9 protein-coding genes and 1 pseudogene are annotated in these 12406 nt (G+C 68.1%); 7 read left to right on the top strand and 3 right to left on the bottom strand.

The annotated features are described in order from the left end of the window. Entirely contained in the window at positions 1-2847 is a 2847-nt protein-coding gene (locus ACGLHR_RS10840) for a hypothetical protein (protein WP_400093745.1), read from the bottom strand. Positions 2848-3045: 198 nt separating this feature from the next. Here ACGLHR_RS10840 and ACGLHR_RS10835 point away from each other — a divergent pair, with 198 nt between their 5' ends. The 7 genes from ACGLHR_RS10835 to ACGLHR_RS10805 all read left to right on the top strand — a co-directional run bounded on the left by ACGLHR_RS10835 (position 3046) and on the right by ACGLHR_RS10805 (position 10873). Continuing rightward, positions 3046-3780: an IclR family transcriptional regulator gene (locus ACGLHR_RS10835; protein WP_318237207.1), complete on the top strand. Its 735-nt coding sequence runs from the start codon at positions 3046-3048 to the stop codon at positions 3778-3780. A gap of 50 nt (positions 3781-3830) precedes the next feature. After that, positions 3831-5438, top strand: coding sequence for an OPT/YSL family transporter (locus ACGLHR_RS10830; protein WP_400093743.1), 1608 nt, complete (start codon positions 3831-3833; stop codon positions 5436-5438). A 45-nt stretch (positions 5439-5483) separates the two neighbouring features. Next, positions 5484-6668 carry an aminotransferase class V-fold PLP-dependent enzyme gene (locus ACGLHR_RS10825; RefSeq protein ID WP_400093742.1) on the top strand — a complete coding sequence of 395 codons (1185 nt, stop codon included), beginning with the start codon at positions 5484-5486 and terminating at the stop codon, positions 6666-6668. Between the two features lie 36 nt (positions 6669-6704). Beyond that, positions 6705-7460, top strand: coding sequence for a dipeptidase PepE (gene pepE, locus ACGLHR_RS10820; RefSeq protein WP_400093740.1), 756 nt, complete (start codon positions 6705-6707; stop codon positions 7458-7460). Between the two features lie 137 nt (positions 7461-7597). Continuing rightward, the gene (locus tag ACGLHR_RS10815; protein ID WP_400093739.1) at positions 7598-8746 is read left to right on the top strand and encodes a porin; all 1149 of its coding nucleotides are present in this window, start codon (positions 7598-7600) and stop codon (positions 8744-8746) included. A gap of 363 nt (positions 8747-9109) precedes the next feature. Next, on the top strand, positions 9110-10069 hold the full coding sequence (locus ACGLHR_RS10810; RefSeq protein WP_400093737.1) for a DUF1177 domain-containing protein: 960 nt from the start codon (positions 9110-9112) through the stop codon (positions 10067-10069). Positions 10070-10189: 120 nt separating this feature from the next. Beyond that, on the top strand, positions 10190-10873 hold the full coding sequence (locus ACGLHR_RS10805) for a hypothetical protein (protein ID WP_400093735.1): 684 nt from the start codon (positions 10190-10192) through the stop codon (positions 10871-10873). Positions 10874-10953: 80 nt separating this feature from the next. On the opposite strand, the gene ACGLHR_RS10800 is transcribed toward ACGLHR_RS10805, so the two are convergent. Both ACGLHR_RS10800 and ACGLHR_RS10795 read right to left on the bottom strand, forming a co-directional pair. After that, on the bottom strand, positions 10954-11943 hold the full coding sequence (locus ACGLHR_RS10800; RefSeq protein WP_400093733.1) for a VTT domain-containing protein: 990 nt from the start codon (positions 11941-11943) through the stop codon (positions 10954-10956). 217 nt (positions 11944-12160) lie between these two features. Next, positions 12161-12406, bottom strand: a pseudogene (locus tag ACGLHR_RS10795) (copper resistance protein CopQ); the annotation flags it as partial.

Below are 12406 nucleotides of genomic sequence, written 5' to 3'. Positions count from 1 at the left end.
CTAGCGCGCCCACAAGGCCCGCGCCACGGCATCGCCGCTGGCGCCGCCGCCGAACACAAGCTGGCCGATGGCGAACCCCAACTCGCGGTAGCTCTCCCACTGCGCTTCATTGAAGAACTGCTCGATGGTGGGCTCCTGCGGAAAGTCCGGATGGCCGGCGCCGTATTGCTGCACGTCGACCGGTGCCGGGGCAATCTGGCAAGGCTTGAGCAGCACGATGCGCGATACGGGGCGACGCATGGCGGCGGGTTCGTCAGCGCGGAACACGTTCAGCAGCATCGCGCACTTGTTGCCCGCCGACGGGTTCTCGCTCTGGCGAGCCGCCGGCAGGAAATCCTCCTGCGTGCCGAACACGCTGCCGAGCACCGCATCGCCGGCGGCCGCGGCATCGACCACGATCTCCAGCCCCATGTCGATGCGGGCCAGCCGGATCAGGTTGGCGAGGTCGCCGAACCGGTAGTCCGGGTCCGCCCCGCAATCGCACAGCACGATCAGCCCCACCCCGCGCTCGGGCCGCAGCAGCTCGTACACCGCGGTGTTCTCGAAATGCCCGCCGTCCGATAGGTATTGCCAGCCACGCCGCGTGCCGTGAAAGCGCGCGCTCAGTTCGCAGGCCAGGTAATACTGCGTGCGCAAGAGCGTGATGAATCCGCCCAGCCAGGGCGACCCGGCAAGATCCGCCTGCACGCGGTTGCGGTCGGCGCCGCCGGCACGCGGGGCGCTGCCGGCGTCCAGCGGATACGACGGCCACCACGTGCCCAGCCGCAGGTTGGCCAACCCCAGCAAGAGCGACGTGCCCAACGTGGTGGAGCGCCCCAGCCCGGTGGAGACCGCCGCGCCCGAGGTCGCGATCCAGTCGCCCAGCGTGCGCGATTGCGAGAGCTCGCTGCCGCCCGCCTTGTGCGTCTCCGGAAAATAGTGCTGCCCGTCCACGGTGAAGCGCACGAAGGAGTCCTCGGGCAGGGTGCGCGTGGCCGTCGCGGGCAGCATGAACGGGCCCGGTGCCACGCACAGCGGCTTGCCCTTGCGGTCACGCTGCACCAGTTGCTCGGCGGGATCCACGGTGAGGTTGAGCGTGACGTTGATGAGGTGCAGCGGCGCCAGCATGGCGGGATCGAAGTAGGTGTTCAGGCTGAGCGCGTCGCCCTGCGCGGGCTCGGCCACGCTGAGCCTGGCGCGCTGGCTGGCATGCTGCTGCGCCGGCCCCGTGCCGCTGCCGGGCATGAAGCGCTTGCCGTTGGAGCCGCCGAGGTAAGCGCGGGTCAGGCGGGCCGAGTAGAACGGCTGCAGCGTCGACAGATTCAGGAAGCCGGCGAAACGCCCGGCGATCAGCGTAAGCCCGAGCGCCAGCACGATCAGCGTGCACAGCACCGGCGTGGTGTAGGCATTGCCGAACGTGAACCAGTCGAGCGGCTCGCCGCCGTTCCAGCGCACCCACAGCACCAGCCACGACCACAGCACGAAGACCAGCAGCGCCACCACAGCGGCGGCAATGCCCGCCAGCAGCGACAGCGGCAGGCGCGAGCGCCACGTACCGCCCTTGCCATTGCCATTGCCATTGCCACCATTGCCGCCCTTGCCATCGACCAGCCCAGCGCCATAGCGGATCAGCCAGACCAGGGCGCCCAGCGTGCCCGCCGGCACCAGCGTGCTCCATGGCAGGTGCGAGGCCTGCGTGTAGAGATAGAAGGTGCGCGCCGCGGTGTCCGCCACGCCCAGGGCTGCGAGCCACAGCGCGACGCCGATGGCCTGGCTCAGCATGCGCGTGGCGCGCACCCGGTAATCCTGCACGGTGGCGGGCGGCACCCGGCACAAGGCAAAGCAGCAAGCCACGCCCAATAGCGTCAGCACCGCCATCGCCAGCAGCAGGCAGGACAACACCAGCCCCGGCCCCAAGTGGTGCAGGGCCGCGGCCAGGACCAGCATCGCCACGCCGGCCAGTGCGGCCAGGCGCGTGGCGAGGCTGTCGAAGCGCAAGACCGGCTTGTCATCGCCGCGCGGATAGACCAGCCAGTAGGCCAAGCCCGGCGGTACGGCAAACAGCAGCAGCGCCGCCAGCGGCAGCCACAGCAGTTCGCTCCACCAGATCGCCAGGCCGCCCTCGTTGAACACCTGGCGAGCATCGTGCAGCAGGTCCATCTCATGCCGGCCCAGGTCGAGCCAGGTACCGATGGCGAGATGGCGCAGCAGCGCCAGCACCGCCAGCAGCAACAGCAGCGCGCTGCCAATCACGTATTGCATGGCAAACCAGTTGCGCACCACCAGCGAAGCCGCATAGAGCGAATCGCCGGCGCCGGTCGGGGTCAGGTAGCGGCCGTTCTCGCGCAGCCACGCCACCGCGGCGCGCCCCGGGTCGGCAGCGTAGGACGCCGAGGAGTGGATGCGCCCCGGCGGCTCATGCTGCAGCGTGCGGTAGGCGAGCGCCGCGGCCTCCGGCGGCGTGGTGCCGGGCTTCAGCCGGCCCGGCACGAACAGGCTGCAGAAGAAGGCGCCGATGTAGCCGCCGCCGCTGACGGTGGAGAGGTAATCGAACTGGCCGAGCAGGGATGTCGTGGCTGGCGCAGGGGCGGGAGTGATGGCATCCGGTCCATCGCCTTCCTGCACAGTGCCCGGCGGCGCCTCTTTGGCAACCTCGTGTAGCGCGGGACCGGCCACCGGCGGCGTGGGCGCCTTGGCCAGCGCCTGCATCACGCCCAGGCAGAAGGTAGCGCTGCGGATCCCGCCGCCGGATAGCGCCAGCGCCCAGTGGCTGTCGCCATCGCGCACGCGCCTGGCGATCCCGAGTTGCCGGCGCCGGCGCGCAATGCGGGCCAGCTCGTCATCCGAAGGCTGCTCTTGGACTGGCATGCGGGCCCTCCCTTTGCACATTCCCGCCCAAGTATAGGCGGCGCCACGGCGTGGCGAAGCGGGCACGCGTGCGCCGTTGCGCCGCAGCGTTCGGTGTTTACCCTGATTGTTGGATGCCATGGCGAGGCCTAGCATTTTACCAATACAGAGACAGTGTCTCTTATATAGAGACAAAAAACGCCAAGCCCCGACGATTCCATGCTCAAGACCCTCAACGGCGCCCTCGGCCTGCTGACGCATTTCACCGTGCGCCAGCCGAGCTGGGGCGTGCGCGAACTCGCCAAGCACGCCGGCATTCACCATGCCGTGGTGCACCGCGTGCTCGCCACCTTCGCCGCCAACGGCTTCCTGGTGCAGGACGCGGCCGGCCGCTATGGCCTGGGCCTGCGCTGGCTGGAGATGGGGGAGGCCACGCGCAAGACCTTCTCGCCGAGCGAAATCGTGCAGCCCGCGCTGCAAGCGCTGGCCGCGCAGAGCGGCGAGACCGTCTTCCTGTCGTGGCGCGAGGGCTTTGAGGGCTTGTGCACGGACATTGCGCAGAGCCAGCACCAACTGCGCTTTTCCATCGAAGTGGGCCAGCGCTTCCCGCTGTTTGCGGGTGCGCATGCCAAGGCCATCCTGGCCTTCCAGGACGAGGCCTTGCGCCGCGATGTGTACCACGCGGGCGGCTGGCAGGACGCGGCGGTGGACGCGCTGGAGGCGCAGCTCGCGCGCATCCGCGCCGACGGCTGGGCGCATACCCGCGAGGAAGCCGCCGCCACGGTGGCCGGGCTGGCGGTGCCGCTGTGGTCGCGCGACGGGCGCGCGGTGGTGGGCTCGCTGGGCATCGCCGGGCCGCTGCAAAGACTGGACATACAGGCCGTTCCCCGCCTGCTGGACGCGATGCGCCGGGCCAAGGGGCCAATCGAGGAGGTTGCCGGCTTCATCCGCTAACAAATAACGTGCGGAGAACAGTGGCAGGACAGATGATGAAAGGTAGAACCATGAAAGCCCCGGCAGCAATGAACCCATCCCTGGTGGCCAAGCCCGCCACACGAGCGCGCATCACCGAACCCTTCCTGCTGCTGGTATCGGTGGGGCTGTCGGTCTTCGGCGCGATGATCGGCATGCAGCTGATCGTGTCGCTCGGCATCTCGGCCAATACGTCCATCATCGGCGCGCTGATCGCCATCGTGTTCTCGCGCATCCCGCTGGAGATCACGCGGCGCTTTCGCGTGCTGGAGCGGCAGAACCTGGTGCAGACGGCGATTTCCTCGGCCACCTTCGGCGCCGCCAATTCGCTGATGATCCCGCTCGGCGTGCCCTACGCCATGGGCATGCCGGAGCTGGCCACGCCCATGCTGATCGGCGCGGTGATCGCCATGTTCGTCGATGGCGCCATGCTGTATTTCCTGTTCGGCAGCAAGATCTTCCCGGCCACCGGGACCTGGCCGGCGGGCATCGCCACGGCTGAAGCGATCTGGGCGGGCGACCGCGGCGGGCGCAAGGCGGCCTTTCTGGGCCTGGGCATCGCGGTAGGCGTGGGCGGGGCATGGCTGGGCATCCCGATGTCGGCGTTCGGCGCCGCCTTCCTCGGCAACCTGGCGGCGCTGACCATGTTCGGCGTGGGGCTGCTGACGCGCGGCTATTCGCTGCCGCTGCTTGGCATCGACATCGCCAAGGCGTATATCCCGCACGGCCTGATGATCGGCGCCGGGCTGGTGGCACTGTTCCAGGTGGCACGCGAGATTCACAAGTCGCGCAACGCCCCGGCCGCCGACGCACGCACCATCGAAGTCCCGGCGTCGCGCGCCAGCCGCATTCTCTCAGGTGGCTTCCTCGTCTACCTGGCCATCGCGTTGCTGATCTCCGTGCTGGCCGGCCACGTCTCCGACATGTCCCCGGGCATGCTGGTGGCGTTCGTGCTGTACGCGGCGTTTGCCGCCTATGTGCATGAGCTGATCGTGGGCATCGCCGCCATGCACTCGGGCTGGTTCCCGGCCTTTGCGGTGGCGCTGATCACGCTGACCATCGGTATCCTTATCGGCTTTCCGCCGACGGCCCTGGCGGTGCTGGTGGGCTTCTCCGCTGTCACCGGACCGGCCTTTGCCGACATGGGCTACGACCTCAAGACCGGCTACCTGCTGCGTGGCGAAGGCCGCGACATGGAGGCCGAGCTCGCCGGGCGCAAGCAACAGTTCTTCGCCGCGATGATCGGCTTTGCCGTGGCGGCCGTGGTGGTGCTGGTGTTCCACGGCACCTTCTTCTCGCAGGGCCTGCTGCCGCCGGTGGACCGCGTCTATGCCGCGTCGATCAAGGCCGGCTCGTCCGCCGAGATCGCGCGCAACCTGGTGATCTGGGCCATTCCGGGCGCGCTGCTGCAGTTGCTGGGCGGCTCCAAGCGCCAGCTCGGCATCCTGCTGTCCACCGGCATGCTGATCGCTTCGCCGTTGGCCGGCTGGGCCGTGCTCGCCGGGCTGCTGATCCGTTTCGTGCTGCTGCGCCTGCGTGGCGAGCGCGATATCGCGGAGATGAGCGCCTTCGCCGGCGGCGTGATCGCGGGCGATGCGCTGTTCAGCTTCTTCGGCTCCGTCACCAAGCTGCGCAAGTAAGCGCTACCGAAGCACCCTCTTTCCTGCCTCACCCCGAGAAGTTCCATGGATATCCAAGCAATCCGCGCCGACACCCCGCTGACGGCCACAACCATCTACCTCGATACCGCGGCGGCCTCGCTGCCGCCGGACGCCGTGCTCGACGAAGTGCGCGCCTACCTGCTCGATACCGGCCACGTCGGCATCTACCTGCCGGCCTTCCGCAAGGCCACCTATGCCCGCGTGGAAGCCGTGCGCGCACAACTGGCCGGCCTGCTGGGCGCTGCCGCCGACGAGATCGCCTTTACCAAGAACGCCACCGAGAGCATCTCCATCGTGGCGCGCGGCATCGCCTGGCAAGCGGGCGACGAGGTGCTGGTGGCGGACACCGAAATGCTCAGCAACCTGCTGCCGTGGAAGCGCCTGGAGCAAACCCACGGCATCGTGGTGAAGATGGTCGCGGCCGATGCACAGGGCCTGTTGTCCCCCGAAAGCTTTGCCGCCGCCGTGACGCCGCGCACGCGCCTGCTGACGTTCTCGCACCTGCCCAACTCCACCGGCGCGGTGCAGCCCGCCGCCGCCATCTGCGCTGTGGCGCGCGCGCACGGCGTGCTGTCGCTGGTGAATGCCGCGCAAAGCGTGGGCATGCTGCGCTCGGACGTGCAGGCGCTGGATTGCGATTTCCTGGCGGGTTGCGGGCGCAAGGCGCTGCGCGCTACCGAAGGCTCGGGCTTCCTCTATGTGCGCCGCGCGCATATCGAGGCGATCGAGCCGGCCCTGGTGGGCTGGTGGAACGGCAGCTATGACCGCGCCACCGGCGCGCTGTCGCTGGTGCCGGGCGCGCGCCGCTTCGAGGCGGGCTGTCCGATCGTGCCGGCCATCCTTGGGCTGGGCAGCGCCATCGGCTATGCCGAGCGCATCGGCATCGATGCCATCGAGGCCCGCGTGCGGGATCTCACCGCCTACGCGGTAGCGAAGCTGTCCGCCATCGCCGGCTTCGAGCTCTACGGGCCGGCCAACGCCACCGAGCGCATCGGCATCGTGCCCTTCAATGTGCGCGGCGTGGATCCGGCAAAGATCGTCGCCGCGCTGGAACAGCAGCAGTGCATCATCGAAGCCGGCAACTTCATGGCCGATGCCATCCTGGCGCGCTACGGCGTGTCCACCATGGCGCGGGTCTCGCTGCACTACTTCAACACGCATGAGGAAATCGACCGCGTGGCCGCGCTGATCGCCGCCGCCGTCGCCTGAGCCTCGATATTCGACTGCACTACCGGAACCCCAGACATGAACCAACGCATCCTGCTGATGAGCAGCTCCCGCAAGGACAACCTCGGCTACCTCGAACACGCTGACGCGCAGATCCATACCCTGCTCAAGCACGAGCCGCGCAAGGTCCTGTTCATCCCCTTCGCCGGCGTGACCTTCAGCTTCGATACCTATGAAGGCATGGTCAAGCCGGTGTTCGAGCGCCTGGGCTACGCGCTGGAATCCATCCACCGCAGCGCCGACCCGCGCCGCGCGGTGGACGAGGCCGATGCCATCGCGGTAGGCGGCGGCAATACCTTCGCGCTGCTCAAGCGCATGTACGACGCCAATCTCGTCGACGCGATCCGCGCCAAGGTGCAGGCAGGCACGCCGTACGTGGGCTGGAGCGCCGGCAGCAACGTGGCCTGCCCGACCATCCGCACCACCAACGACATGCCCATCGTGCAGCCGCCCTCGTTGCGCGCGCTGCGCCTGGTACCGTTCCAGATCAACCCGCATTTCATCAGCGGCAAGCCTGCCGGCCATAACGGCGAGAGCCGCGAAGAGCGCCTGGCCGAGTTCCTGCACATCAACGCGCCGGAGCAGGTCCTCGCGCTGCCGGAAGGCTCCGCGCTGTTCTCCGATGGCAGCAACGGCACGGTGCTGGGCGAGCGCCACGCGCTGCACTTCACCGCCGAGGGGCAGGTAGAGACGCTGCGCGAGGGCGAGACCTTCCCCTTGTCGCGCATCTCCGGGCCGGCCGGCATGGACGGCTGGCAAGACTTCCGGGCCTGACTCCGGGATTGATTCCGGGCTTGATTCCGGGCACTACCCCCGGCGCCTCGCGGCGCTAAACCACCCACGCCATACCCCCGACGCAGGGCGAAAGACCCCTGCGCAGGCCCCCTATTACCCTTGGAGGAGGAAACACCATGACCAACAAGCACTGGCTTGGCGCGCTCGCATTGAGCCTGCCCGCCGCCGCCATGGCGCAGAGCGGCGTCACGCTGTACGGCGTGCTCGACACCGCGCTCACCTACCAGACCCATTCGGACCCTAACGGCAACGCGCAGGTTGGCCTGCAACAGGGCGGCGAAGGCTTCTTGTCCGGCAGCCGCTTCGGCTTCAAGGGCAGCGAAGACCTGGGCGGCGACCTGTCGGCGGGCTTCGTGCTGGAAAACGGCCTGCTGGCGGATACCGGCAAGCTCGACCAGCAGGGCCAGCTGTTCGGCCGCCAGGCCTATGTGAAGATCGGCAGCAAGCGCTATGGCGAAGTGGCGCTGGGCCGGCAGTACACCACGGCCAACACCATGCTGTACCACGTGGACCCGCTCGGCGTGGGCGCCGCGCCGTCCAATGCGTGGATGGTCTTCCTGACCGGCCAGCGCTACGACAACGCGGTGAGCTACACCGGCAACTACGGCCCGGTGGCGGTGATTGCCGAGTACGCGCAGGGCGAGACCGCCGGCAAGGGCTCCGCGCTGTCATCGATCTCGCTGGGCGTGAAATACGCCTCGGGCCCGCTCGTGGCCGTGGGCGACTTCCAGCAAACCCGCGACAGCATGAGCCGCGCCGCGCGCATCTACCTGGCCGGGCTGAAAGCCTCGGTGGGCCGCGCCAGCCTGTTCGCCAACTATATCTACAGCGACCGCGACGCTGGCTTCGATTCGTCCAAGGGCGGCACCGATACCGCCACCATCACCAGCATGTCGACCGCCGCCACCGCCACCAACCGAGCCGCTTTCAACTCGGTGTTCGGCAGCAGCCGACGCGACGACTTCTTCACCGTGGGCGCCAACTACACGGTCACCCCCGCCGTGACGCTGACCGCCAGCGTGATGCACGACCGCACCCGCGCCGACGCCTTCAGCGGCAACCGCACCACCGCCTACGGCTTGGCCGACTACGCCTTCAGCAAGCGCACCGACGTGTATCTGGCGCTGGCGTACGACTGGGTACATGGCGACTGGTCCGGCCTGTTCGGCAACGGCACGACCAACTGGACCGGCGACAGCGGCAAGAAGCTGGACGGCCGCAATAACCAGACGACCGTGATGCTGGGCATGCGCCATCTGTTTTGAAGGTGCGGCAGGCCAATGCGGATTGGAATGACGGCGGCATATCGGTCGCCCGCCCTCTCCCCCAGCCCCTCTCCCGCAAGCGGGAGAGGGGAGCAAACCGGCAGGAGAATTGAAGCATCGATCCGGTTCGGCCGTGATTCGCGCCCCCAGGCGGGAATCACCCCAGCGCGATGCGAAGCGAGCCGTGAAGGTGTGCCAAGGCCGTATGGCGCGCCTTCTTTGCCTACTTTCTTGGCAAGACAAGAAAGTAGGTCGCCGCCCCGCAGGGGTGGTGAAACTGCCTTTGACTTTAAGCCTTTGACCTTAGGCCTTTGAAGTTGACTTTGAAGTTGGCTTCAACCCAACCCATCCAAGGAGAACCCCATGGCCCTGCAGCAAACGCTGGTCATCCACGAAGCCCTCGACACCCCCAACGCCAACGGCGCAGTAGTACGCGAACTGTTCGACGCCTACGCCGCCTCCGGCGTAACGGTGGAAGTCGTCACCATCAATAACGCCCCGCCGGAACCCACCGCGAACACGACCGACTTCATCACCATCGTCATCCCCGGCACACAAGGCAAGCGCAGCGGCGGTAAAGCCCCCACGCTGGGCGTGATCGGCCGCAACGGCGCCATCGGCGCGCGCCCGGAGCTGGTAGGCCTGGTGTCCGACGCGGATGGCCCGATCGGCAGCCTGGCCGTGGCGCTCAAACTGGCGCAGATGAAGCACAAGGGCGACCACCTGGCCGGCGACGTCATCGTGACCACGCACTTGTCCACCAACGTATCGATGCAGCCGCACGATCCGGTGCCCTTCATGGGCATGCCGGTATCGTCCGACACCATGAACGACTACCAGGTGCTGCCGGAGATGGATGCGATCCTGTCGCTGGATGCATCCAAGGGCAACAGCATCATCAAGCACCGTGGCTTTGCCATCTCGCCCACCGCCATGCAGGGCTATATCCTGCGCGTGAGCCCGGACCTGGTGGCGACGATGGAATCCACCACCGGCTGCCCGGCAGTGACCTTCCCGATCTCGCAGCAGGACATCACGCCCTACCATAACGGCCTGTACCACTTCAACAGCATCATGCAGCCGCATGTGGCCACCGCCGCCCCGGTGGTAGGCGTGGCGCTGACGGCGCAGTCGGTGGTCTCGGGCAGCGCCACCAGCGCCAACCACGAGATCGACATTGCCGAGGCGGTGCGCTTCTGCGTGGAAGTGGCCAAGCGCTTCGGCGCTGGCAAGTGCCAGTTCTTCAACGCGTTGGAATGGGGCAAGATCCGCGCGATCTATCCCGACATGACAGGTTTCCAGCGCGCCGGCACGGCGCACTAAGACGAGGCGCAGCCGTGCCCGGACGTGCGGCAAGCCACACGCGGGCATTTTCAGCGGGCGCGCTTCGGTGTATGGTTGCGCTCCTGACGCAGTCCCCGCCTTAGCGGCTATTCTTGCAACATGCTCCGCCAAAACGACACCGACAGCCCCGCGCTGTCCCGCTGCCTGTCCGCCCTCGCCGCCTGCGCCGCGCTCGCAGCGCTGCCTGGCTGCGAACGCAATGAACCGGCTCCGGCCGCCCCCGCCGCTGCCGCATCGGATGCGCAGGCGGCGCGCGCCGAAGGCGCTAGCGCGCCGGACGACGGGCCCAGCTTCGCACCCGCGCCGCTGGCCCGCCCGCTGGTGGCCTTGCGCGGGCTGACCAGCATGGCGGACGTGCGGGCAGCGTGGGGCAAGCCGCCCGACATCACGCCCAACCAGGATGAATGCGGCACGGCGCTCGACGAAGAGCACCTGATGGACTACCACTACCCCGATGCGCTGATCGAAGTAGGCCGCAGCGGCGACGCCGTGATCCGCGCCCTGCACGGCATCCCCGCCGGGCTGACGCTCAAGCTGGAAAGCCAGGACGTGACCGCGGCCTCCACGCTGACGCAGCTCAACGCGGCCCTGCGCAAGAACCCGCACTGGAAGATGGCCGAGGCGCCGGGCAAGGTGCGCAGCCCGGCCGACCGCGACGAGGGCGACCCGCTCGAACAACTCGCCTACACCACGCTCTACACGCTGGATGGCGACGGCGACCAGTACCGCCTGTACTTCCTCGGCGACCGGCTGGTGGGCTACGCCTACTGGGTCGGCTGCTGATCCCCCGGGGCCTGGCGCGCAATGCCTGCGCCGGCTGCCATGCTGGCGCAGAAGAGCCAGGCTCCGGATAGCGCCAAGGTTTAGCGCAGCGCGCCAGGACCGCCCGCGTGTGGCGCAAGCGCCGCTGCGGTAACGTCCTCTGTGGCAGCGGCCGGCAACGTCTCGCCGTGCTGGCGCTTCCATTCGTCGAAGCCGCCGGCCAGCGCCCAGGTATTGGCGTAGCCGGCAGCCTTCAGGCGCTCCGCCAGCACCGCGGCCGACACCTCATGCGGGCAAGCGCAGTAGACAACAATATCGATGCTGGTCGGATGCTCGGAGAGTAATTCCAGCGGCGCATTCAGGTCGATGGTCATCGCGCCGGGGATCCGCTCCACCGCGTCGCTGCGCACATCGAGCACCAGCGGGAAGCGATCGCCTAGCCGGCGCGCCTCCAGTTCCCCCACCGACATGCGGGGCACACGGCGGGTGCGGCGCAACAGGCGCACGCGCCGCCAGAACTTCCACGCGACGAAGGCGGCGAAGGCGCCCAACACCACCATGACGGCCACCGGGCCATAGGTGCTGAAGGCGCTCAGGATGACTTCGACAAAATCGGTGAACACCACGCCAACCAGCAGCGCGCCGCCGGCCCACACCAGCGCCCCGATGGCGTCGTAGAACAGGAATACCGCGAACGGCGTGGACGTCATGCCGGCCATGGCGGTGGACAACGCGCCGGCGCCCGGCAGCAGCTTGGCGAACACCAGCGAGCGCGGGCCCACGCGCAGGTACAGCGACTGGGTCTGGCGGATGCAGCTATCGGGCGAGATGGAAACGCGGCAGATGGTGCGCAGCATGGGTTGCCCGAGCCGCTTGCCGGCGAAGTACCAGGCCGTATCGGCAATCAGGCAGGCCAGGATAACGGCCGCCAGCACGGCCCCCAGCGCCGGGCCGCCCTCGCGCATGCCAAGCGCGCCGGCAACGAACAGCATGGGAACGGCCGGCACCGGCAGCCCGGCCTGCTCGGCCAGCACATTGAGAAACACAAGCATCACGCCGTGGCTCTCCAGCAAGGACTGCAATTCACCCACACCGATCTCCCGCGCTATTGCCGTTTTCGCCCCGTCAAGGTAATCGGCGCGAGCGAGGATGCTCGCGCCGACGGGCATAGGCAGTAGTGTGCCACCAAGGCGGCGCGGTTGCCGTGCGTTGACTTGCATGCCAGCTTCAAAAACCCTGAACGAAGCGCCCGCCGGGCCGGGCCGGGGGCGATCCGCTCCGGCTATCGCTCCACTATTGCTCCGATAGTCAGGCGTGGGCGCCGTCCTGATAGGTATCGAACTTACGCGCGGGATCCGCGGAAGGGCCGCTACGGTCCATGCCGGCCAGCTTCTGGGCACCGTCCTGGAAAGGATCGGCCTTGCGCGCCGGATCCGAGGAAACGCCGCTACGGTCCATGCCGGCCAGCTTCTGCGCGCCGTCCTGGAAAGGATCGGCCTTGCGCGCCGGATCCGAGGAAACGCCGCTACGGTCCATGCCGGCCAGCTTCTGCGC

It is taken from the genome of Cupriavidus sp. CuC1, from assembly GCF_044627735.1.
GTDB lineage: Bacteria > Pseudomonadota > Gammaproteobacteria > Burkholderiales > Burkholderiaceae > Cupriavidus > Cupriavidus ulmosensis.
The sequence above is the reverse complement of the archived record's forward strand: the minus strand, read 5'-3'. Positions and strand labels throughout refer to the sequence as shown.

Excerpts from the sequence above, each read along its gene's own strand:
- ACGLHR_RS10830 (WP_400093743.1), top strand. The coding sequence starts at position 3,831 with ATGAAAGCCCCGGCAGCAATGAACCCATCCCTGGTGGCCAAGCCCGCC.
- ACGLHR_RS10825 (WP_400093742.1), top strand. The coding sequence starts at position 5,484 with ATGGATATCCAAGCAATCCGCGCCGACACCCCGCTGACGGCCACAACC.
- ACGLHR_RS10835 (WP_318237207.1), top strand. The coding sequence starts at position 3,046 with ATGCTCAAGACCCTCAACGGCGCCCTCGGCCTGCTGACGCATTTCACC.
- ACGLHR_RS10810 (WP_400093737.1), top strand. The coding sequence starts at position 9,110 with ATGGCCCTGCAGCAAACGCTGGTCATCCACGAAGCCCTCGACACCCCC.
- ACGLHR_RS10805 (WP_400093735.1), top strand. The coding sequence starts at position 10,190 with ATGCTCCGCCAAAACGACACCGACAGCCCCGCGCTGTCCCGCTGCCTG.
- pepE (WP_400093740.1), top strand. The coding sequence starts at position 6,705 with ATGAACCAACGCATCCTGCTGATGAGCAGCTCCCGCAAGGACAACCTC.
- ACGLHR_RS10815 (WP_400093739.1), top strand. The coding sequence starts at position 7,598 with ATGACCAACAAGCACTGGCTTGGCGCGCTCGCATTGAGCCTGCCCGCC.
- ACGLHR_RS10840 (WP_400093745.1), bottom strand. The coding sequence starts at position 2,847 with ATGCCAGTCCAAGAGCAGCCTTCGGATGACGAGCTGGCCCGCATTGCG.